Here is a 22,829-nt window from a genome sequence, read left to right as displayed (position 1 = left end):
CGAAAGTTTCGTAGAATAACGACAGATTCCCCGCGAGAAAGAGCCGTGCCCACAAACACGATTGAGAGAAGACACGACATCATCCAGACTGCCGCCGATGCCGGGCGCGTGCAGGTTTCGGAACTGGTAGAGAAGTACAGCGTCTCTGCGGTGACCATCCGCGGCGACCTCAACTACCTGCACAAGAAGGGACTGCTGGTGCGTACCCACGGCGGCGCCGTGGCCAGCAATCGGGTCACCCAGGAGCTGTCGGTGCAGGAAAAGGTCACCGAGCACCTGGACATCAAGCGCCGGCTGGCCGCGACCGCCGTCAAGGAGATCCGTGAGCAGGACACCATCATCCTGGACTCGGGCACCACCACCGCCGAAATAGCCCGGCAGCTGCGGGATTTCGAGCGCCTGCTGGTCATGACCAATGGCCTCAATGTGGCCCAGCAGCTGCTCGACGCCGAGGGGATAGAGGTGCTGATGACCGGCGGCACCCTGCGCAAGAAGTCCCTCTCCTTCTACGGCCGCCCGGCCGAGGAAATGCTGCGCTGCTACCACTTCGACAAGGTATTCCTGGGAGTCGACGGCATCGACTTCCAGGGCGGCATCACCACCCACTTCGAGTACGAGGCCAACCTGAACCGGCTGATGTGCAAGGTGGCCCGCCAGGTGATCGCGGTCACCGACTCCTCCAAGTTCAACCGCTCCGGCGTGCACAAGATCTGCGATTTTGCCGACATCGACATACTGATCACCGACGCCGGCATACCCGACACCTTTCACCAGGCGATCTCCGAGGTCGGTGTGAAGGTGGTGATCGTCGACTGAATGCATTCAGAAAAAGTAACAACAAGGGATTCCTATGCTGCAAGATTTGATTACCGCCAATCTCAGCGGACAGCCGCGGGGCATCTACTCCGTCTGCTCCGCCCACGGCCTGGTGCTGGAGGCGGCCATGGAGCAGGCGCTGGCGGACGGCACACCCCTGCTGATCGAGGCTACCGCCAACCAGGTGAATCAGTTCGGCGGCTATACCGGCATGCGGCCGGTGGACTTCTTCGACTATGTGATCACGCTGGCCGACGGGGTCGGGCTGGATTCTGCACGGGTACTGCTCGGCGGCGATCACCTGGGGCCCGTGTGCTGGCAGTCTGAGCCCGCCGAGACGGCCATGCAGAAAGCCCGCGACCTGATCGACGCCTATGTGGCCGCCGGCTTCAGCAAGATTCACCTGGACTGCAGCATGCCCTGCGCCGACGACCGGCTACCGCTGGCGGACAAGATTATTGCCGCCCGCGCCGCCGACCTGTGCCGCGTCGCCGAAGAGGCTGCCAAGCGCCGCGGTAACAAGAGCAAAATCGTCTATATCATCGGCACCGAAGTGCCGCCGCCCGGTGGCGCCAGAGAGGCGATTGCCGAGCTGGAAGTGACGGCCCCGTCCCAGGCGCGCAACACCATAGCGCTACACCGCGCCGCCTTTGAAAAGCTGGGGCTAACGGAAGCGTGGCAGCGCGTGATCGGCCTTGTGGTGCAGCCGGGGGTGGAGTTCGATCACACATCCGTCATCGACTACCAGCCGGCCAAAGCGGAAAAGCTCAAGGCGCTGGCCGAAGAGGCGGGCGGCATCGCCTTCGAGGCCCACTCCACCGACTACCAGACCCTGCAGAGCTACCGGCAACTGGTGCGCGACCACTTCGCAATACTGAAAGTGGGCCCCCAGCTGACTTTCGCCCTGCGCGAAGCCCTGTTTGCCCTCAGTCATATCGAGGAGGAGCTGCCCGGCATCGCGCAGAAATCCAACCTGCGCTATGTCTGCGAACAGCGCATGCGGGACCAGCCCAAATACTGGCAGGCCTTCTACAAAGTGGCAGCGGAGCAGTTGCCGCTATACCGCAACTACAGTTACAGCGACCGCATCCGCTATTACTGGCCCGACGAAGAAGTACAGCAAGCCAGCGCCCGGCTGCTCCACAACCTGTCGGACAAACCGATTCCGCTGCCGCTGGCCAGCCAGTACTTCCCGGAGGAGTACCGGGAGATTCGCGAGGGCCGGCTCCCTAACGAACCGCACGCGCTGGTGAAAGCGCGCATCCGCAAGGTCACCGCCGCCTACGCCGAAGCCTGCTGGAAGCAGTAAAAAGGACCCGGACGATGTACGAGAATTTAGCGATCAACAAGGCCAAACTGCGCACACAAAACGGCGAGCACACAGCACGGGAAATTGCTCAGCAACCGGATGTGTGGCTGGGCACGGCCGAACTGGTTCTGCAGCAGCGGGGCGAACTCGACAGCTGGCTCAAGCCCCTGCTCGAGCGGCACAACCTGCGCATTATTCTGACCGGTGCGGGCACTTCCGCCTATGTGGGCGAAACTCTGGCGCCCTACCTGACCCGGGTGATGGAGCGCCGCGTCGAGGCGATCAGCACCACTGACCTGGTCAGCAACCCGCAGGACTATCTGCTGCGGCAACAGCCCACATTGCTGATCTCCTACGCCCGCTCCGGCAATAGCCCGGAGAGTGTCGGCGCCTACGACCTGGCCGATCAGTGTGTCGACGACTGCTACCACCTGGTCATCACCTGCAACCGCAACGGCAAGCTTGCCGCGCGCGCGCGCAGCGGAAACAACAGCTATTCGCTGTTGATGCTCGCAGAGACGCTCGACCAGAGTTTCGCCATGACTAGCAGTTTTACCGCCATGCTCGTCGGCACACTGGAAGTATTTGTCCCCGGCACGGGGCAGGTGGAAACCCTGGCCGGAAACACCCGCACGCTTCTCGAAACCCGGCTCGACATAGTGCGCGTACTGGCGCAGCGGGACTTCCGGCGCGTGGTATTCCTCGGTTCCGGCGGCCTGAGGGGCATAGCAACGGAAGCCGCACTGAAGATGCTGGAACTGACTGCGGGCAAGGTGGACTGCAACGCGGAGAGCCCGCTCGGCTTCCGCCACGGCCCCAAGTCGATGCTCAACAAATCCACCCTGGTGCTTCTACTGCAGAGCAACGACAGCTACTGCCGCGGCTACGACGACGATCTGCTCGAAGAACTGCGCCGCGATGGCACTACCGATTGGATTTCGTGCCCGGCGGACCTGGTCGACACCTGCGGCCTCAAGGACGCTTGGCTGGCCCTCTACTACATCGTCTTCGCGCAGCTGCTGGCCTTCTACAAATCTCTTGCGCTGGGCATCACGCCGGACAACCCCTGCCCCACCGGCGAGGTCAACCGGGTAGTCCAGGGCGTAACCATCCATCCATTTACCACGGGGAATAGGCGTTGATTTACGGCGTAGATATCGGCGGCACCAAGATAGAGTTTGCCTGCTTCGACGCAGACTTGAACAAACTCGAAAGCGAGCGGCTGACCACACCTGTCGATGACTATGGAATTTTTATCGATACACTCGTCGGACTGGTGGAGAACGCAAATCGCCGCCACCGCTGCAAGGGCAAAGTCGGCATCGGCATGCCGGGCCTGATCGATGCCGAGGGGCGCTCGCTGTCCGCCAATATCGCCTGCGCCAGTGGCAAAAAAGTGGCGGAGTCGCTGGCGGCGAGACTCGGGCACAGGGTAGTCGTAGAGAACGACTGCCGCCTGTTCGCCCTGTCCGAATCCCGCGGCGGCGCGGGCCAGGGTTTCCGCCATGTGTACGGCGCCGTGCTCGGCACCGGCGCCGCCGGGGGCCTGGTGATCGACGGCAGACTCTACCGCGGCCGCCAGGGTATCGCCGGCGAATACGGCCACCATCCACTACCGGCCGGCCTGCGGAAAAAGTACCAGCTGCCGCTGCTTCGCTGCGGCTGCGGACTGCTGGGCTGTCTGGAAACCTATATCACCGGTCCGGGCCTGGCGGCGCTGCACCGACAGCTGTGGGGCGAGGAAATCGAAATACCGGCGCTGGTGCAGCGCTGGCGCGACGGAGACCCGCGGGCGCTGAATACCAAAGCCGTGCACCTGGACCTGTTGGGCGCGGCCTTCGCCAATCTGGTAATGGCGCACGACCCGGATATCTTCGTTCTGGGCGGCGGCCTGTCCCACATACAGGAACTCTACCGGGATCTGCCCGGCGCCATAGAAAATCAACTCTTCCCCGGCTTCAGCGCCCCGCCAGTAGTGCCGCCTAAATTCGGCGATGCCAGTGGCGCCCGCGGCGCCGCCCTGCTCGCCCTCCCCAGTGCTCCGGAATAAAAAATACCTACGGATGAAGACTGACAACTATTACCTCAGGGCCGCGCGCGCAATCACCGAAACAGAGGACCTGGCCGATCACTGCCTGCGCATAGAGGACGGCCGTATCGCCGACATTACCGACACACCCGGTGGCGAACTGCCGTTGATAGAACTGCCGGGCGCGATCCTGGTTCCCGGCATGATCGACCTGCATATCCACGGCCGTGAGGGCTGCGACGTGATGGACGCCACTCCGGAAGCGCTGGATACCATCTCCCGCTCCCTGGCCCGCCACGGCGTCACCGGCTTTCTCGCCACCACCGTGACCAGCAGCTGGGAAGAGACCCTGGCCGCGATGGACAACCTTGGCCGCGCCGCACTGACCACCCAGCCCGGTGCCCAGGTGCTGGGCGGCTACAGCGAAGGACTTTTCTTTGCCTGCAAACACAAGGGCGCACACAACGAGCACTACTTCCTCACTCCGAGCCGTGAGCGTATCGACGCACTGCTGAAGGCCGCCCACGGACAACTGAAAGTGCTGGCTCTGGCGCCCGAAATTGAAGGGGCCACAGAGATAATCCCCTACCTGACGGAAAAAGGCGTAAAGGTGATGCTGGGGCACACCGACGCAGATTACGAGCAGACCGTCGCGGCACTGGCCGCCGGCGCCTGCGGTGGCGTGCACGTATTCAACGGCATGCGCGGCATCCACCACCGCGACCCCGGCTGCACTGGCGCCGTGCTGATGGAAGATGTCAATGTGGAAGTGATCGCCGACGGTGTGCACTTGCACCCGGCGATACTGCAGATGATCTGCAAATTAAAGGAACCGAGGAAAATCACTCTGATCAGCGACTGTATCAATGCCGGTGGCCTGACGGACGGGCGTTACATGTTGGGGAAAATGGAAGTGGATCTGAAACAGGGTATCGCCAGGACCAATAGCGGCTCACTGGCCGGCAGCACCCTGACCCTGGAGAGGGCGGTGGCTAACCTGCACAGGCTGGCGGGTATCGACTTTCGCGATGCGGTGCATATGGCCAGCCTGTCGCCGGCAAAGTTTCTGGGTATTGACGACCGCACCGGATCGATTGCCTGCGGCAAGGATGCGGATATCGCCGTGCTCGACGGTAACGGGAATGTGCGGGCGACGCTGTATCGCGGTGAATTGATCTATTGCGACAAAAATATGCGTGGCCGGTTTACCAATCGGTTAAATACCCTGTAGGAGTGGTCCATGGCCGCGATCGACGTTATAATGCGATCGCGGCCATGGACCACTCCTACAAAAATGATACCATTAGAAATCGATCTTAAACGCTTGAAAATAAATGATTAACTCCATACGGAGTTTCTGAAATTTGGCCTTTATTCCTATTTAAAACGGAGATTAGAAATGCAAGGAGGCTTATCCACTAAGGCAGCATCTGTTACTTTATCAATAATATTGCCTCTCTTTGCCCTGGCACAGGAGCAACAATATACTCCAGCCGAAGACCTAACACTGCCAAAAATAATAGTTGTGCATGGCAAAATTGCGACCCCAATTCTAACATCCGACAAAAATGCTGTACCTGAACATTTGCAGGAGTTTGGATTATACCGCACCGGTCTTTATGCAGATGACGAGGATATTTCGACTGTAGCCTCATTCGCCACATTTGTTGATGTAAGACACAATAATATCGACCAAATGCTGATTGCAAGAATGCAAGGTCTAAAATTATGGGTCGATGTACGTCGAGTATTTTTTACCAGGGAATCAGGTAATTGGATTAAACGACAGGATTATCTGGAACATTGGAAGGCCGCAAAGGATAATCTCAAATTATTTGAGAATATAATCTACGCCTTTGACCCTTTGGATGAACCATTTTGGAATACAAGAGAAACAATGCCGGAGGAAGCTTTATCAAATTACCTAATTGACATTGGACATATTCTTAAAAAAGATTTCCCCAACGCGAAAAGAGCTGTGACTTTCACAGCGTGGACATTAGAAAAAAGTTGGTTTTCCCAGAATATACCCTGGAATTACAACCTATTTGGAGCAGATGATTATCGAGGGATAGATTTTTCGAGCACGGTTGTACGTGATTTAATGGATAAGACAGAGCATCTAGATGCCAAATATTATTTGATTCCTCAGGCATTTTGGACCAATGATTCAACCTTTGCCGCTTATCTCTCCCAGGAACAGCTTATTAACAAGGCTAGACAGGCTTATAATTTTGCTATTTCGCACCCGGATGTACAAGTGCTTCGCCCTTACCATTGGGATAGCTATGAATATGATCAATATATCTTTAAGGGGGTAGAAGATCAAAATAAACTGCGTAAAGAATACGAAAAAATAGGTATTGCAATTTCAAAATTCAGATGAAAATCAAGAAGTTTATCAAGGCTGCCTCCAGAGCGCTCCGTGCCACATGGGCTATTTTCGACCGCTCTGATCGGTGGCTTAATGGAATCCGAGATTCCAGACTGACATAGCTGAAAAGTAGATATTGGTTTTACGATTCGCCGCGCACAAGCCAAATCAGAAGGATCTCTACAAATTACATATTTTCCGCCTTCTCTAGCCAGAAAGCCTCCAGAATATGGTAAAGTAGGATTCTTAAATAGTATCTTTTAGAAATGCCCTAACAGCTTAATTCTATGCCTTCAAAGAGATTAACCATGAAGAATTATATAATACTAATTACTCTATTTTCTTGTCTATCTGTCAATGCGAGTGTGGTAACAACGAATACGGGTACTATAGAGCGCATGTTTACTTATGATAGCCTTGGCTCAAGTACCGGGACCGAAGGGACCGATATTGCTGTTTGGATGCAAACTGGCATTGCAGGTTGTGATGATGGCGTTTGGCTTTCTCCTTCATCGCCCGGCTATAATACTATCACTTCATTTTTACTCACAGCCTATGCCTCCAAACAAAATGTTCAATTTCAAATTTATGATGATAAATTGTGGAGTGGTACCTCTAATAGTAAATTATGCCAGATTAATGCTATAAGGCTTAGATAGTTAAACAACCTATTCAAACAGATGCTAAGCATCTGTAGTCTAACGACTATTTATTTAAGCATCTCGGCATTTTTCAAACAACTTGGGCGGCAATTATCATTATCTTTTCACATAAGCTTGAAGTATATTCCATACGGCATAAGGCCTCATACTAGGAAAGAAAATTGACGCCTGAAAGCCTCCTCAAGAGGTGCTTGAAGAAAATCTCATTTAGTTCAAAGGTTAATAACCCGGGATTTCTCTCGAACCAAGGTTACCAAAAGTGCAGACTTCCACACGAACCAGTTGACCGCTGACTCAAAGCAGCCACGAAAGAACTGGAGTAAGCTAAAGTGGCCTCCATCATTGTGAATTGAAGAGAGTTCAAAACTAGCCAGTCGATTCACATAACCAGAAGCGAATTTTTATATTGTAATGCTTAGCCTCTAGGTGATTTAAGTCTGAAAGCCAGGACAGCCCCCATCCAAATGAAGTACAGGGGATAAAATAACAAAAACCAGCACTTACCAAATTTCCACTGCAGTCCTCTGCAACCCATTTACCTCCGGTAATTGCCAGTCAATGGGCGTCTGCCCCCGTTGCTGCAACCAGTGATTGGTTTGGGAAAAGGGCCGGGTACCAAAAAAGCCGCGGTGAGCCGAGAGGGGTGAGGGATGCGGTGCACGCAGCACCAGATGTTTGTTGCGATCGATAAAGCCGCCTTTTTTCTGTGCGTAGCTGCCCCACAGGATAAATACCAGCCCCTCGCGCTGTTCCGCCAGTTTGTGGATCGCTACATCGGTAAACCGCTCCCAGCCACGTCCCTGGTGCGCACCTGCCCTGCTGTCTTCCACTGTCAAGGTGGTATTGAGCAGCAATACCCCCTGCTCGGCCCAGGGTTGCAGGCAGCCGTGGTGCGCAGGCACTATGCCCATATCCATGTGCAACTCCTGATAGATATTTTGCAGGGACGGCGGAATGCGCACTCCGGGCAACACCGAGAAGCACAGACCGTGGGCCTGGCCGCTGCCATGGTAGGGGTCCTGCCCCAGTATCACCACCTTCACCTGATCAAACGGGGTGGAATTAAACGCATTAAAAATCTGCCCGCCCGGCGGGTAAATCCTCTTGCCGGCCGCCTTCTCTCCTCTCAAAAACTGGCGCAACTGGACCATGTAGGGCTGTTCAAACTCTTCCCTCAGCACAGCGAACCAGGAAGGATGAATCTTGATATTATTGGTAACCGGCATGTCTACACTCTGAGTATCTTATTTGTATGTCGCCGCAATTCCGGCACCACTGCCTCTTCAAACCAGGGCCGCCGGCGTAACCACAGGGTATTGCGCGGACTGGGATGCGGCAGGGGAAAGTAACGGGCCGGCAACGCGTCGCGAAAGCGGTACACATTCTCACTAATACTGCCATACCAGTGCGGCAGGTAGTGGCGCTGGGCGTATTGTCCCACCAACAGGGTCAGTTGCACATTGGGCAACTGCGCCAGCAGGCGCTGGTGCCACTTGGTGGCACATTCGGGGCGCGGCGGCAAATCCCCACTCTTTCCGCGACCCGGATAGCAAAAGCCCATTGGGATAATGGCTATGCGGGACGCATCATAGAAAGTTTCCCGATCAATCGATAGCCAACTGCGCAACCGATTGCCGGAAGGATCATTCCACGGTATACCGCTGGCATGTACACGGGTGCCCGGTGCCTGCCCGACAATCAACAGACGAGCCGACGCCGCTGCCCGCAGCACGGGATTGGAGCCCAGGGGCAACTGCGCCTCGCACAGATGGCAGGCACGGATCTCCGCTAACAGCGCCGACAGCCTTTCCATCACTACCGCCTATAAACTGTCGGGAAAAGCCAGGTGCAACAACAGCGCGCGCCGGTCCCCGGGATATTGGGCGCGTGCGGTATTATCGTTGTCGAATACCACAAAGATACCCTGCTCGTTCACAGCCAGCCCCCCACCCCTGCCACGGAGGGCCACTTCGTACATCCGCTCCGGTGCTTTCTCCAATGCTCGGTAATCCAGGCACCACTCGGCTTTCAAGCTCGGCAGGGTCCTTCGGCATACTGCATGGGCATTGCCTTCAAGGGTAAAGAGCGCGCCATCGAAATATGCGAGACCGGTAAGATCTTCGGGGCTGCCGCGAAAATCCAGACCCCCTACAGGGGGCAGTGAAAATACCTGTGCATCACCACCGGGGCTAAGCCTGAGCAAACCGCGGGGCTCTCGCTCAATGGCCAGCCAAAACTGGTCACCGGCTTTTACCAGCCCCTCGCTGGAAACATTTGGGGCCTGCAGGTATCCCCGCGCCTTTACTTCGGGAGACCACAGATTTTCGAGCCAGCGGGCCTCGCCCGGCCCCTCAACCATCGCAATGCGGTTGTAGCGCTCGCTCAAAAGATAGATACCATTCTCACCACAGGTGATCCCTTCAAAATCCAGATCCCTGGCCGGCCGAAACAACTCCGGGATAAAGGACCAAAGACTGTGCGCCTGGCTTCTTTTCGGCACTCGCAGCCCAGAGAGCTTTAAGTAGGGCACCAGTTCAGCGCGCCCATCCATAAGCTGAATCGCATAAATCTGCTTGGACGCTCGATCGGAAACCGTGAGCAGTTTGCCGGCACAAAAGCTCAAACCAGATAGATCCAAGCCCGCACTACCATCCACCCAATAACTCGCCAACAACCTAGCGGAACTGATATCAGTGGCTATCGCCAAGGGCGACAACAGGACACAGGCTATACTAGAGAGAAGACGCTTAATCACGTTATCCCCTGTCAGTCGCGGAAATTATTGAATTGTAAGGGCTGCTCAAGCGCTGTACCTTTGAGCAATGTGATGACCCGTTGCAGATCATCGCGCTTCTTGCCGGTAACCCGCACCTGCTCACCCTGAATGGCCGCCTGTACCTTCAGCTTTTCATCTTTGATCAGCTTCACAATTTTCTTTGATAGCGCTTTATCGAGACCGTTTTTCAAGGTTATGCCTACCTTGATCTGCTTGCCGGACTGCTCTCTCCCACCGATTTGCATGGCCAGGGGGTCTATATCGCACTTCACCAGTGCACCGCGCAGCATATCCACCATCTGATCGAGTTGAATATCGGCCTCGGCACACACCATCAGGGAAAAATCACGCATTTCCACTTCAGCATCCACGCCTTTGAAGTCAAAGCGATTACTCACCGTGCGGTTCACCTGATCCACGGCATTGGTCAATTGGTGTTTGTCCACTTCAGATACTATGTCAAATGAAGGCATTAACTTCTCTGCTCCTGTTTCCAGATTTCCAGGGATAACTCCACACTGTGATCGCGGGCTGCGAAGCAAAAATGTCCATCCTGAATGGTGATGCTGAAATTCATAGTGCGCTCGACCATGTCCGCTAATTGCGCTGTGCTATGGGCCGAGAGGTGAAAAACTTCAAGCTTGTCAAAGTGTGCGAGCTGGCTTCCCAGTTTCCGCCACCACACCAACGCAGCACGCCCGCCAAAGCTATAAACCAAAACCCGCCCGGCCCGATTGCTGGCCTTGCGCAAACGTTCTGCTGCAGGCAGACCTACCTCTATCCAAAGATCAATATCACCACTGGGGCTTTTCTGCCAAAGGTCCGCATCCTCAACTGAAGACAGGCCTCGGGTGAATGTCAATGATGCCGTTGCATTGTGCACGAAGGCCAGTAAACGCACCATCATACGCACATCCGTTTCTGATGGATGCCGTGCCAAAGTCAACTGATGCCGGGCATAATAATCCCGATCCAGATCAGCAATTTGCACATTGGTCTTAAAAATTGTTGCCTTTAGCGCCATTTCTTCTACAACTTCCTGCAGTCGCCAGCAAGTGGGGTAAGGCGGACTATTCTTGGCTCATGGAAGAATAAGGCTATTCTACATGACCTCTGCTACTGGCAGCAGCCCCACAACCAGACACTGCGCCCTGCCTCGTCTGCTAGCGAAAGTTTTTAGCGGCTGTGGCATCAACAAAACCTTCTTGAGTAAGAAGCCGGTAGTACTCTGGGTCCGGGTAAAAAACCCGTACCAGCGCTGCTCAGAGCAGATACCCAGCCCTGTTAAAACTGTACAGGCTTACGCGAAGGGCGGGCACAAGGCCCGTCGGGTCGTTATCGAAGCCGGCGAAAAATCCAGCACCCAGCAATTTGAGATCAACCTGCTCAATCACCTCGCCAAACAACCGCAGTTTGATGTCGTTCAGGCCCGCCTAGTATATGCCCTGATCTACTTAATATTGGCGTTAAATCGCTATCTCAGCGCCAATGTGAGTCCGTCGTACTTCAGTCAGCAACCCCCATTTGAGGACACGGCGTTTTGGATCAAGGTGACGAGGCGGAATTATATCCAGATTGCCGAGCACTACAATTGGAAAAAGTGTACCACCTCAGGACATGGCTGGCACCACCGATGCTTAAGCGGTCTGTCACAAGGGAAGAGCTTCCTGACAACCCGAGGGCAAGCCAGGGGGTGTCCAATCACACAATGAATGGCTCCGGTCCAGTCACCCTCTCCGTAATGGCACTGCTCTTCACTCTGGCGGCACAGGCGGATATCTATTATCCCCCACTATCCGGTCACGTCGTGGACAGGGCCAAATTGCTGGCTGCTGATGAGCGATACCAACTGACTGAGCTGATCCAGCAATACGAATCCGACAACAGCAACCAACTGGTGGTTGCCATCCTGCCAGAGCTGCATGGAATCACCATAGAGGAATACGCCCATCAGTTGGCCCGTCACTGGAAACTGGGACACAAAGGGAAACACAACGGGGTGCTGTTTTTAGTGGCCCCCAGGGAGCGTAAAGTCTGTATTGAAGTTGGTGATGGACTGGAGTCCACCCTTACCAAGGCCCTGGCCGCCAACATTATTCAGACCAAAGTGCTGCCGATGTTTCAAAGCGGCGACTTTGCCGGAGGGATTAACGTCGGAGTGCAATCCATTATCGCGGCCACCAAGAATGAGTATGTGACCGCGCCTCTGGAGACCAAGAAAGACCGGCGCATGACAATTTTGCTCGGGCTACTCCTGATTCTAATCATGCTGCAACTGTTCGGCACTTCGATACTCAGTTCGCCGATACACGGGCCTGGCTACAAGCGCGGGCGCTTTGGCGGCTACTATGGCAGCGGCGGTTTTGGGAGTGGTTATCCCAGCCAGCGTTCCGGGGACAGATTTAGCGGAGGTGACGGCGGTTTCGGTGGTGGGGGCGCATCGGGAGGATGGTAATGCTCAGCAACAGCTATCAGCGCCAAGTTGTCGAAGCAATCAAGGGAGTTGAATCACACACCGATGCCGTAGTGATAGCAGTGGTGGCACAAAAGGCAGATAATTACTTATACATTTCCACGCTGTGGGCCGCTTTCCTGGCACTATTGCTCTCTCCTCTCCTTCAATTTCTTCCCTGGTGGATCAACTTCCAACAGGCCTTTATGATCCAGTGGATTTTTTTTATCGCCCTGGCCATCCTATTTCGCTGGAGACGCATTACCATGAAACTGGTTCCCAGGAAAATAAAGTACTGGCGGGCTTCAAATCTTGCCCGGCGACAGTTTCTCGAGCAGGAATTACACAGCACGCGAAATCAACTCGGGCTTTTAATTTTTGTGTGCGAGGCAGAGCAATATGTAGAAATACTGGCAGACCGAGGTCTCGCACAACAGATTACCAATGAAAACTGGCAGGCAATCGTTGAAACCTTTATTCGTGAAATCAAGCGGGGCAAAGCTGGAGAGGCTCTTCTACAGTGTATTGCCCTGTGTGGAGAATTGCTTCATGATGTCGCTCCCGCCAGCAAAGTAAAAGACGGACTACCCAATCACCTTATTCTGCTGAGTTGAGAAAAACCCAAATCCAGTCCTCACTAAAGCAATAATACATATTTATTTCTGATATGCATTTCTATATCAGAACTGTCAAAAACTCATTCATATGTATTCACAACACAGGGATAACTTATTCGCTGAGCAATAATCGTCGATGTGATTTATCACGGTTTATCTATACTTCATAGAAGAACCGCTCCTGCGCTGTTACTACATTCCCATTAATCATGATTTAGGCGATAGGTTAGAGCGCCCTATGATACGATTTTTATTGTCGGTTTTAGCGACCTGCCTTTTAGTTTATTCACTACACAATCACGCCAATGACGAACAAAGTGCAAACCTGTGGTCCTATAACTGGGAAAATGATTTTTGGGTAAACGACGATGGTGACTATACCAATGGCTTTTCTTATACCTGGGGCTACAGTATAGGCAAGGAAGGCTTTAACGACGAGAATATTCCCAACTGGATTCATCGTATAACCCGCAATACGCCTATCGCCACCATGAAAAACAAACAGCGGGCAATTTCCTATAAGATAATGCAGGAAATGTACACACCTGACCACACCTCCAGAAGTGCTCTTAATACGGAGGACAGGCCCTATGCGGGCCTACTCTACTGGCAGGGCAATATGTTTGCTGGAAACCACTTTATCAACGATCGCCTGAGTCTGCTGCTGGGTTTTGTTGGTCCGCCTTCTCTAGCCAAACAGTCGCAAAAAGCCGCTCACAGCCTTATCGGAGCCAATGCCCCCAAAGGATGGAAAAATCAACTCCAAACCGAGCCGATTTTCCGGCTGGAGGTCGAACGGGTCTGGCGCCTCGCCAGTACCGCCATTGGCAGTGGTCACGAGATGGATTTTATCGCCCTTGCCCAAGGGGGAGTGGGCAACCGAAAAACTGATTTTGGCCTGGGTTTCGGGTGGCGCATAGGTTCGGGACTGGCCAACAGCTTCCTGAACACCTCGGTGAATCCAGCCGCCAATATGAATCCGGCCATGTTGCCAAAACACGGGGATTGGCATTTATTTGTCACCTGTATGGGTAATTATGTTATTCATGATATCACCCTCAATGGCAATACCTTCAGCAATAGTCACTCAGTTAAGTTGCAGCAATATCAAAGCGTTGCAACAGCAGGCGGGGCCATTCAACTTTACCAATTTACCGTTAATTTTACGCTAAGTGCTGTTTCAGATTCCTATGATGTACAACAGGTCCCCGATCACTACGGCTCATTGGCACTGACTTACCACTGGTAATAACGTGGTACATAACCCCCGTTGGACGACACCCGTTGCCGGTGAGAACTCAGGTGTTATCGAGCCGTAAGTGTAACCCAGGCTTCCCGGATCGCTGCTGCCGGTTGAATCAAGGAGTAAGAAGTACTGTCCCGCCCTAGAGTAAAGAATGTGGCGAGGGAAATTTGTTCCAGGCAAACGGGAAGCATGCTTAGCGGAAGTTATCAAAATTACTTATGCCCAGCTCTTCACAATGGAGTTTGGAATTGAGCTGAATGAGTTGAATAATACGACTATTGTATGAGCATAGCCTTTGAATTGGTAAACAGATCAAAGTCGGCTTTACCAATTTAACAGCGTCAAGTTAACGCATTATAAGGGGCGTGCTGGGAGATAGCATAAGTTAATTTTCCGTCGGGCAGCACAGTGGAATAATCGATACTGTTACACAAAATGCAGGGAGGTGGCCACCCAGAACTCCCCCTAGGATCCCTCCGACACCAACCGGGCCCGGCTCAAAGGGAAAATAACAGCAGCTACACAGGACGCTTAGGAAGATCGACGTGGCGGTAGTCAGGGCGGCAAAAAGAAAATCCCGCCGCGTGGACCACTCACGCGGCGGCGATACGCACCGCAACCAGTGCCCAGGTCAATCAGTCACTGGCTTCCGGGCGCATATGTGGGAACAGCAACACATCGCGAATAGACGGGGTGTTGGTCAACAGCATCACCAGACGGTCGATACCAATACCCTCGCCAGCAGTAGGCGGCAGGCCGTACTCCAGGGCGCGTATGTAATCGGCATCATAGTGCATGGCCTCATCATCACCCGCTTCCTTCTCAACCACCTGAGCCCTGAAGCGCTCTGCCTGATCTTCCGGATCATTCAACTCAGAAAAACCATTGGCGATTTCACGGCCTCCCACAAAAAATTCAAAGCGGTCGGCCACGAAGGGATTATCGTCATTGCGACGCGCCAGCGGAGAAACCTCGGTAGGGTATTCGGTAATAAAGGTAGGCTGGTCGAGCCGATGCTCCACAGTTTTCTCAAAAATTTCGATCTGCACCTTGCCCAAGCCCCAGCTGTCTTTGAGCGGAATATCGAGTTTCTCCGCGAGAGTGCGAGCGGATTCGATATTATCAATATCCCTCGCAGTCAGCTCCGGATTGAAATGCAGGATGGAATCAAACACAGATCGACGGGCAAACGGCAGGGAAAAGTCGTAGCTGCGGCCCTGATACTCCAGCGTGGTTGTATTCAGTACCTCCTCGCAAATGCCGCGCAGCATCTTTTCTGTGAGATCCATCAGGTCGTTGTAGTCCGCGTAGGCCTGGTAAAACTCAAGCATGGTGAACTCGGGGTTGTGGCGAGTAGACAGCCCCTCGTTGCGGAAATTGCGGTTGATTTCATAAACCCGCTCGAAACCGCCCACCACTAGGCGCTTCAGATATAACTCCGGAGCAATGCGCAGATACATGTCGATATCCAGCGCATTGTGATGCGTTACAAAGGGACGTGCAGTGGCACCGCCGGGAATCACCTGCAGCATGGGAGTTTCCACCTCCATAAACTGCTGGCTATTCATAAACTGACGGATGTAATCAATCACCCGAGAGCGCAGGCGGAAAAGCTCGCGGGATTCCGGTGTGGCGATCAAGTCCACATAGCGCTGCCGGTATCGCAACTCCTGATCGGCAATACCGTGGAATTTTTCCGGCAGTGGGCGCAGCGCCTTGGTGAGCAGAGTGTACTCTTCGCAGTTGACGTAGAGATCGCCTTTACCAGATTTGTGCAATGTGCCTTTTACACCGACGATATCACCGATATCCCAGGCACCGAAACGCGCTTTAATGTCTTTCTGTGCCGCTTTGTCCGCATACAACTGGATGCGGTCGGACACATCCTGGATTACCATAAAGGGACCGCGTTTCGCCAGGATACGCCCAGCTACGCATGCGCTTTTACCCAGCTCTTCCAGCTCCTCTTTCTGTTTATTGCCGAATTCAGCTTGCAGGTCGGCAGCGAGGTTCTCGCGGCGAAAACTGTTGGGGAAAGCGTTGCCCTTCTCTCGCAGAGCGGAGAGCTTGGTGCGGCGCTCGGCAATCAGTTTGTTTTCGTCTTGCTGGAAATCAGTCATGGTGGTCTATCAGTTATGTGAGTGAATTTGCCCCCCATCGCCGAAGGGCACGGTGAAGATGGAGACTTTGAATCAGAGGCCGGCTTTCAGGCTGGCTTCGATAAACTGGTCCAGATCTCCGTCCAGTACTGCCTGGCAGTTACTGGTTTGGACGCTGGTACGCAGGTCTTTGATGCGCTGATCATCCAGAACATAGGAGCGAATCTGGCTGCCCCAGCCGATATCGGCCTTGCTGTCTTCCATGGCCTGTTTTTCCGCATTGCGCTTTAGCATTGCTTGCTCGTACATTTTTGCGCGCAACATCTTCCAGGCCTTGTCGCGATTCTGGTGCTGGGAACGCTCGCTCTGGCACTGCACCACGATACCGGATTCCGTATGCGTCAAGCGTACCGCGGAGTCGGTTTTATTGACATGCTGGCCGCCGGCACCGGATGCGCGGTAGGTATCTTCACGGACCTGGGATTTATCGATTTCAATCTCGATGTTGTCTTCAATTTCGGGGGACACAAACACGGAAGAAAAAGAAGTATGGCGGCGGTTACCTGAATCAAAAGGGGATTTGCGCACTAGGCGGTGCACACCGGTTTCGGTGCGCAGCCAGCCAAAGGCATGATCCCCGGAGAAATGCACAGTGGCGCTCTTGATACCCGCCACTTCACCGGCGGACACCTCTTCCAGGGTGGCCTTGAAACCGTGAGATTCCCCCCAGCGTAAATACATGCGCAACAGCATTTCCGCCCAGTCCTGGGCCTCGGTACCACCGGACCCCGCCTGGATATCTAGATAGGCATTGTTCTCATCGTTCTCACCGGAGAACATGCGACGGAACTCCAGGATGCCAAGCTGTTGCTGCAATCCTCCGATCTCCGCCGAGACTTCATTCACAGAGTCCTCATCATTCTCTTCAACCGCCAGCTCCAGCAGCTCGCGGCAATCGGAGATGCCGGAATCGAGATTTTCAATGGTGGCCACCACAGCTTCCAGGGAAGAGCGCTCGCGTCCCAGGGCCTGTGCGCGGTCCGGGTCGTCCCAGACACCCGGCTCTGCCAGCTCCAGTTCGACCTCGGTCAGGCGTTCTTTCTTGCTGGCATAGTCAAAGATACCCCCTGAGAACATCGGTGCGCTCTTCGAGGTCATTCAATTGATTGAGGAAGGGATTGATTTCCATGAACTCTCGGTGTTCCGGCAAAATAAAAAACGGCGCGCATTCTACCCCAGCCATAAGGGCTCTGCCAGTCAAGCGGCGGCTCGGAAGGGTCCCTGGCACATCCTTCAGCCCGACCAGGCACCGTCAGCGAAATTGCACTTTACCAAGCTCGCTACCGGCACAACTGCCTGCTATTGCGCAAGGTTGTGCAAGCTCTGCAAAGACAGTCCGGACCTGAAGCAACCGACTACTCCCAAATACCGGTTTACAGGCTGTGCTGTTGAGGTTTTATTGTCCAGTCTGGGAAGCGCTCACGTGCATGTGGTAGAAAATACAGAGGCATTGTCCATAGCACAGAGACACCTATTCGCCGTGCTATTACCACAACCCTTTCGGCCTGACAAAGCTGTCCCCAAACCAAACCGCCAAGTGATGAACCGGCTTGCGGCACAGTCGGAGCCCTTTGCCATTTCTCCAAAGTAGACTGTTATAAGTACCCCGCAAAATGTGCCATAAGCCATCGGGAACAGTTAGATGACGAACTTGCAACTTGCCCCCCATTTTTGTATCTGCTAGGACACTCAAAACCTAAGCGCTATTGTCCCGGCACTCGACAGTCTGGTATTGCACCTGCTCGGCCGGGTTGTAGCCCAGTTCCAGAGTGGCCTCCAGGGCATCCATACTGACTTGGTGCAGCAGTATATCTCCCGTAGGCGCACCACACATCGAGGGGTACATTCTATCGGTGCGCATGCCACAGCGGGACGCCTGCACCATTACACCATTTTCCTGCAGCCTCGCCAGGCTCTGCTGCATTGTCATACCGCCGCCCTCGCATTGCTTGCGACCACTTGCACGATACACCCACACCAGGACTCCGGGATCCGGCACAGTAGGCTTTGCAGCCACCTCCGCCTGGGCAGGATCTTCGGCAATCTGGGGCTCCTTCTCCACGGCCTGCTCCTCCTTGGGTTGCCCGCAAGCACTCACTGCCAACACCAATAACAGGGTAAGCAATGCAGGCACAGCGTCTCTGATCATCGAAATGTCTCCAAAATTCATCAATCTGTGGCAGCCTGACTCAGGATAGCGCCAACCAGATTCCAACCAGCAACATCAAGCTACCAGAAACGCGGTTAATCAGGCGCACATTTTCAGCTCGCGCCAGCAGTCGACTGAGCACCTGGCCACCCCCAGCGTAAATCAGTAAACACAGGGTTTCCAGCAGCAGTATGGTGGCGACCAACACCGAAAGTTGCGGCGCCAGTGGTTTGCTCTGGTTAATAAAGGGCGGCAACAGAGCCATAAAGAAAGCCCAGCCTTTTGGATTGGCTACAGCGGTAACAAACCCCTGCGCCATCAGCGTTCCCGCCGAAGGCCGCGCACACGCGACACCCCGTTCCGCTTCATCCAATATGGCCAGTTGCCCCTGCGAGCGCCACATTTGCACCCCCATCCAGGCGAGGTAGGCCCCACCACAATATTTCAGCACCTGGAATATTGCGGGATGCTGCATGATCAGTACCGCAGCACCAAGCACCGCTGCCAACGCCACCAGGGCCACCCCCACCAACTCCCCTGCCATCATCCAGAGGGTGTGGCGCACCCCCACAGTAATGCCCAAACTGAGTGCTAACATCATACAAAGCCCCGGGGTTACCGAGACAAAAAAACTGGCGGGAACCAAGAGTGTAAGTACTGACAGATCCATGGTATTCCCTAGGGCCTGTTCACACTAATTAAAGTGTCGACAATAAGCGCAAAGTGAATAAAAAATGTGAAAACGACATCCAGTTTGTCAAAACGAGAGAAAATTCTTCTGAAGCCCTTCAGGCGTCGAAACAGCCTCTCCACTTCATTTCGTTTTTTGTACGCCTCCACGTCGTATTTCCAGGTGCTCATTCGGTTACTCTTCGGTGGCACGACAGGTTCCATGCCCAGATCGAATACCAACTGCCGGGTTTCATTACCCTCGTAGGCCTTGTCCATGATCACTTTGGCACCATCCCAACCGCAGTTCTCAAGGCCTTTCAGCAGCTTTCGGCCCTCCGGAGCGTCTCCAGCCTGCCCCGGTGACAGAGAAAATACTACGGCGCGGTTGTGGTCGGCTGCAACCATATGAATCTTGGTGGTCCATCCTGCTCGTGATTTGCCGATAGATTGAGGACCGTTTTTTTTAACGCGCCAGTGCCATCTGGATGAACTTTAACAGCCGTAGAATCAAGAGAGATATGATCGACCTGGATATTGATCACATTATTTTCCTGGAGGGCCAGAAAGACCCTATCCAGTACACCTTGCTTGGCCCAACGATTCGCCCGCATGTAGACGCTGTGCCAACGGCCGAATTTCTTCGGCAGACCTCGCCATTTGCAACCATGCTCGGCTATGTAAAGAATGGCGTTCAGCACTTGTAAGTTGGATATTTTCACATTGCCGCGCTGAAGGGGCAGAAAATCTTCGATAATTTTGTATTGTTGCGCTGTAATTTCCATGAGGGGATTATACAGGATTTAGTGTGAACAGGCCCTAGTGATGGGTACCGCTGTGATTCCCGTAATGACTGACCAGCATACCCGCCAACATCAGGCCACAACCGATCAACTCGGGAGTGTTGAGCACTTCATTCAGAAACAACCAACCCGCTCCCAGAGCAAATACCGCCTCCAGGCTCATAATCACCGTAGCGTGGGAAGGTGCCGCGTAGCGCTGGGCCAGCAGCTGGAAGGTGAATGCCAGTGCAGTGGAAAAAATCATCATATAAGCGATAGGCCAGGCTGCATCCAAGGCCGACTGCAGTGTCGGCTTCTCGCTCAACAACGATGCCAGTGCCGACAGCAGACCACACACCAGGAACTGGATACAAGCAAGACGCAGTGCATCGTAGCGCTTCACCAGGTGATCGGCAGACAGTACCTGGATGGCGAACACAAAGGCGCTGGCGAATACCATCAGGTCGCCAATCAACTGCGACGCCTGGCTGAAATCCGCCAGCCAGTAAAGACCAAATAGGGCCAGGCCAGTACCCATCCAGGTCCAGCGATTGGTCTTATGCCCGAGTGACAGGCCGATCACTGGCACCAGCAGCAAGTAGAAACCGGTAATGAACCCGGCGCGACCGGCGGTGGTATACAGTAGGCTCACCTGCTGTAATGCCGCACCGAGAAACAACCAGAAACCAAGCACAGCACCGCCGGGCAAGCAGGCTTTCCAGCGGTGATCGACCTGCTTGCCGCCCACTGAACCGGGCTGGGCATCCCTGCGGGCGGACAGCCAGTAGACAACCGGAATCAAAATCAGGCCACCAAGGATAAAGCGCCAAGCGTTGAACGCCAGCGGTTCTATATCCGTCATGGCCATTTTTTGTGGCACAAAGGCAACACCCCATAACAGGGCTGCCAACAACAACAGGATTTCAGCTTGGATCTGTTTGCGCTTCACGATTCCCACTTACAATCACATGTTTTAATCACAGCTACGAGCAACTCCATAGATCCCACAGCTCTCGAAAAAGGCAACCCCTATACCGCCTCCAACAAGTTCACCAACAGCTGCAGAGACTCCCGCCCGCGAAATTCATTCACGTCCAATTTGTAAGCCAGGCGCACTCTCCGCACAGCCTGCGGCCACAGACTGGTATCCACATTAAAGGCGATGGCATCGAGCACCAGCTGTGGCGCCTGCGGCGGTGACAACACCATCTTCAGGTGGCGCTCTCCCACGATGCGCTGTTGTAATAACAGGAATTCGCCATCGAAGATTGGCTCGGGAAAGGCCTGCCCCCAGGGTGCGCAGGCACGCAACAGTGTTGCAGTCTGCAAGTTATAGTCCCGGATATCCAGCTCTCCATCAGAGTCGATCACGGCATGCAGCTGGTTTTTATCGAGCCTGTTACGCACCACCTGCTCAAAAGCGTCACGAAAGACACCGAGATTTTCCGCCCGCAGGCTCAACCCTGCAGCCATGGCATGGCCACCGAATTTGCTGATCAGTTCGGGATTGGCCGCAGCCACATCACTCAGGGCATCGCGGATATGCAGGCCGGGGATGGAGCGCGCGGAACCTTTCACCAGGCCGTTGTCACCTTCGGCGAAGGCGATCACCGGGCGGTGAAACTTTTCCTTGATACGACTGGCAAGAATACCCACCACACCCTGGTGCCAGTTGGCATCGTACAGGCACAGGCTCCAGGGGATATCCCCTTCGAGACGCAACGCTTCCAGCGCTGTCAGGGCCTCCCGCTGCATGCCCTGCTCTATCGCCTTGCGATCACGATTGAGCCTATCCAGTTCCCCCGCCAGTACACGGGCCTCATCCGTGTCACCGGTCAGGAGACAGCGAATACCGGTACCGATATCATCCAAGCGCCCGGCCGCATTGATACGAGGCCCAAGGATAAACCCAATATCGGTGGTGGACAGCCGGCGCTGGTCGCGCCCGGCCACTTCCAACAGCGCACAAATTCCGGGGCGGCAGCGACCGGAGCGGATTCGCGCGATACCCTGGTGCACCAGTATGCGGTTATTATGATCCAGCGGTACCAGATCCGCCACAGTGCCAAGTGCCACCAGGTCGAGGTATTCGGCCATATTTGGCGGGGCCATAGCGCTCTGCTCAAACCAGCCACACGCCTGCAGGGCAGTTCGTAGACGACTGAGTAGATAAAAAAGAACGCCAACACCGGCGAGGTGCTTACTGGGAAAGTCGCAATCCGGCTGGTTCGGGTTGACAATGGCATCCGCATCCGGCAGCTCGCTGCCCGGCAGATGGTGATCGGTCACTATCACCGTCATCCCCGCTGCCTTGGCCGCCGCCACCCCGTCGATACTACTGATACCGTTGTCCACCGTAATCAGCACATCCGGGCTAGATTCCCTGGCCACCTCGACAATTTCCGGAGTCAGCCCGTAACCAAAGTCGAAGCGGTTGGGTACCAGGAACTCCACACCCTGGGCCCCCATGGCACTGAGTGCGAGTACCCCGAGTGTACAACTGGTGGCCCCATCCGCATCGAAATCCCCAACAATCACAATTTTCTGCCGGGCCCGGACAGCCTCCAGCAGCAATGTCACGGCGGTATCCAGGCCGCGCATTGTCTCGGGTTTCTGTAACCTGGAGAGGCTGTGATCCAGGGCCTCTTCGCTGACGATGCCACGACCTAGCAGCACTCTCTGCAGGATTTTCGGCGTATCAGAAGCAAAACGGCCAGAGGAAAAATCCACTGGCCGCCGCTGAATTCTTGTACTCATTGTCTCTCAGCTAAATTCAAATCCGGCAAACA

Annotated in this window: 23 protein-coding genes; 11 read left to right on the top strand and 12 right to left on the bottom strand. The window is 54.5% G+C overall.

The features are described from left to right. Window positions 1-45 precede the first annotated feature (45 nt). From agaR to M8T91_RS05525, 7 genes are all read left to right on the top strand, one after another. Window positions 46-816 carry a transcriptional repressor AgaR gene (gene agaR, locus M8T91_RS05555; protein ID WP_301417623.1) on the top strand — a complete coding sequence of 257 codons (771 nt, stop codon included), beginning with the start codon at window positions 46-48 and terminating at the stop codon, window positions 814-816. Window positions 817-850: 34 nt separating this feature from the next. Continuing rightward, window positions 851-2,125, top strand: a complete 1,275-nt coding sequence (locus M8T91_RS05550; RefSeq protein WP_301417621.1) for a D-tagatose-bisphosphate aldolase, class II, non-catalytic subunit — start codon at window positions 851-853, stop codon at window positions 2,123-2,125. A 14-nt stretch (window positions 2,126-2,139) separates the two neighbouring features. Beyond that, window positions 2,140-3,267, top strand: coding sequence for an SIS domain-containing protein (locus M8T91_RS05545; protein ID WP_301417619.1), 1,128 nt, complete (start codon window positions 2,140-2,142; stop codon window positions 3,265-3,267). Next, window positions 3,264-4,175, top strand: coding sequence for an ROK family protein (locus tag M8T91_RS05540; RefSeq protein ID WP_301417616.1), 912 nt, complete (start codon window positions 3,264-3,266; stop codon window positions 4,173-4,175). Before M8T91_RS05545 ends, M8T91_RS05540 begins: the two co-directional genes overlap by 4 nt. A gap of 13 nt (window positions 4,176-4,188) precedes the next feature. Further along, window positions 4,189-5,385 carry an N-acetylglucosamine-6-phosphate deacetylase gene (gene nagA, locus M8T91_RS05535; protein ID WP_301417614.1) on the top strand — a complete coding sequence of 399 codons (1,197 nt, stop codon included), beginning with the start codon at window positions 4,189-4,191 and terminating at the stop codon, window positions 5,383-5,385. A 168-nt stretch (window positions 5,386-5,553) separates the two neighbouring features. Further along, on the top strand, window positions 5,554-6,540 hold the full coding sequence (locus tag M8T91_RS05530; protein ID WP_301417612.1) for a hypothetical protein: 987 nt from the start codon (window positions 5,554-5,556) through the stop codon (window positions 6,538-6,540). A gap of 296 nt (window positions 6,541-6,836) precedes the next feature. Further along, window positions 6,837-7,187, top strand: coding sequence for a hypothetical protein (locus M8T91_RS05525; RefSeq protein ID WP_301417610.1), 351 nt, complete (start codon window positions 6,837-6,839; stop codon window positions 7,185-7,187). A 503-nt stretch (window positions 7,188-7,690) separates the two neighbouring features. On the opposite strand, the gene ung is transcribed toward M8T91_RS05525, so the two are convergent. Genes ung through M8T91_RS05500 form a run of 5 tightly spaced genes read right to left on the bottom strand, consistent with a single transcriptional unit; the run spans window position 7,691 to window position 10,990 of the window. Next, window positions 7,691-8,416: a uracil-DNA glycosylase gene (gene ung, locus M8T91_RS05520; RefSeq protein WP_301417608.1), complete on the bottom strand. Its 726-nt coding sequence runs from the start codon at window positions 8,414-8,416 to the stop codon at window positions 7,691-7,693. 2 nt (window positions 8,417-8,418) lie between these two features. Next, window positions 8,419-9,003, bottom strand: a complete 585-nt coding sequence (locus tag M8T91_RS05515) for a uracil-DNA glycosylase family protein (RefSeq protein WP_301417606.1) — start codon at window positions 9,001-9,003, stop codon at window positions 8,419-8,421. Window positions 9,004-9,012: 9 nt separating this feature from the next. After that, entirely contained in the window at window positions 9,013-9,945 is a 933-nt protein-coding gene (locus M8T91_RS05510) for a YjiK family protein (RefSeq protein ID WP_301417604.1), read from the bottom strand. Between the two features lie 11 nt (window positions 9,946-9,956). Next, entirely contained in the window at window positions 9,957-10,439 is a 483-nt protein-coding gene (locus tag M8T91_RS05505; RefSeq protein WP_301417602.1) for a YajQ family cyclic di-GMP-binding protein, read from the bottom strand. Next, entirely contained in the window at window positions 10,439-10,990 is a 552-nt protein-coding gene (locus tag M8T91_RS05500; RefSeq protein ID WP_301417600.1) for a YaeQ family protein, read from the bottom strand. Before M8T91_RS05500 ends, M8T91_RS05505 begins: the two co-directional genes overlap by 1 nt. Before the next feature lie 82 nt (window positions 10,991-11,072). On the opposite strand from M8T91_RS05500, the gene M8T91_RS05495 reads away from it, so the two are divergent. From M8T91_RS05495 to M8T91_RS05480, 4 genes are all read left to right on the top strand, one after another. Continuing rightward, window positions 11,073-11,678 carry a hypothetical protein gene (locus M8T91_RS05495; protein WP_301417598.1) on the top strand — a complete coding sequence of 202 codons (606 nt, stop codon included), beginning with the start codon at window positions 11,073-11,075 and terminating at the stop codon, window positions 11,676-11,678. Continuing rightward, window positions 11,675-12,421 carry a TPM domain-containing protein gene (locus M8T91_RS05490; protein WP_301417596.1) on the top strand — a complete coding sequence of 249 codons (747 nt, stop codon included), beginning with the start codon at window positions 11,675-11,677 and terminating at the stop codon, window positions 12,419-12,421. Before M8T91_RS05495 ends, M8T91_RS05490 begins: the two co-directional genes overlap by 4 nt. After that, on the top strand, window positions 12,421-13,032 hold the full coding sequence (locus M8T91_RS05485; protein ID WP_301417593.1) for a TPM domain-containing protein: 612 nt from the start codon (window positions 12,421-12,423) through the stop codon (window positions 13,030-13,032). The genes M8T91_RS05490 and M8T91_RS05485 overlap by 1 nt, the downstream gene beginning before the upstream one ends. Window positions 13,033-13,273: 241 nt before the next feature. Beyond that, on the top strand, window positions 13,274-14,284 hold the full coding sequence (locus M8T91_RS05480; protein ID WP_301417591.1) for a lipid A deacylase LpxR family protein: 1,011 nt from the start codon (window positions 13,274-13,276) through the stop codon (window positions 14,282-14,284). 632 nt (window positions 14,285-14,916) lie between these two features. Here M8T91_RS05480 and lysS read toward each other — a convergent pair. The 7 genes from lysS to recJ all read right to left on the bottom strand — a co-directional run bounded on the left by lysS (window position 14,917) and on the right by recJ (window position 22,797). Next, window positions 14,917-16,401, bottom strand: coding sequence for a lysine--tRNA ligase (gene lysS, locus M8T91_RS05475; protein ID WP_301417589.1), 1,485 nt, complete (start codon window positions 16,399-16,401; stop codon window positions 14,917-14,919). A 72-nt stretch (window positions 16,402-16,473) separates the two neighbouring features. After that, a protein-coding gene (gene prfB / locus M8T91_RS05470; RefSeq protein WP_301419029.1) for a peptide chain release factor 2 occupies window positions 16,474-17,569 on the bottom strand; the annotation gives its coding sequence in 2 pieces (ribosomal slippage) (window positions 16,474-17,496 and window positions 17,498-17,569; 1,095 coding nt in all). A gap of 567 nt (window positions 17,570-18,136) precedes the next feature. Beyond that, window positions 18,137-18,589: a hypothetical protein gene (locus M8T91_RS05465; RefSeq protein ID WP_301417588.1), complete on the bottom strand. Its 453-nt coding sequence runs from the start codon at window positions 18,587-18,589 to the stop codon at window positions 18,137-18,139. Window positions 18,590-18,629: 40 nt separating this feature from the next. After that, window positions 18,630-19,190 carry a LysE family translocator gene (locus M8T91_RS05460; protein ID WP_301417586.1) on the bottom strand — a complete coding sequence of 187 codons (561 nt, stop codon included), beginning with the start codon at window positions 19,188-19,190 and terminating at the stop codon, window positions 18,630-18,632. A gap of 77 nt (window positions 19,191-19,267) precedes the next feature. Continuing rightward, a protein-coding gene (locus tag M8T91_RS05455) for an IS5 family transposase (RefSeq protein WP_301415796.1) occupies window positions 19,268-20,043 on the bottom strand; the annotation gives its coding sequence in 2 pieces (ribosomal slippage) (window positions 19,268-19,728 and window positions 19,728-20,043; 777 coding nt in all). A gap of 34 nt (window positions 20,044-20,077) precedes the next feature. Beyond that, window positions 20,078-20,989, bottom strand: a complete 912-nt coding sequence (locus M8T91_RS05450) for a DMT family transporter (protein ID WP_301417584.1) — start codon at window positions 20,987-20,989, stop codon at window positions 20,078-20,080. An 80-nt stretch (window positions 20,990-21,069) separates the two neighbouring features. Beyond that, a complete protein-coding gene (gene recJ, locus M8T91_RS05445; protein ID WP_301417582.1) occupies window positions 21,070-22,797 on the bottom strand; it encodes a single-stranded-DNA-specific exonuclease RecJ in 1,728 nt (575 codons plus the stop codon). Window positions 22,798-22,829 lie beyond the last annotated feature (32 nt).

The organism is Microbulbifer sp. MI-G, assembly GCF_030440425.1.
In the GTDB taxonomy this organism is placed as follows: domain Bacteria; phylum Pseudomonadota; class Gammaproteobacteria; order Pseudomonadales; family Cellvibrionaceae; genus Microbulbifer; species Microbulbifer spongiae.
The sequence above is the reverse complement of the archived record's forward strand: the minus strand, read 5'-3'. Positions and strand labels throughout refer to the sequence as shown.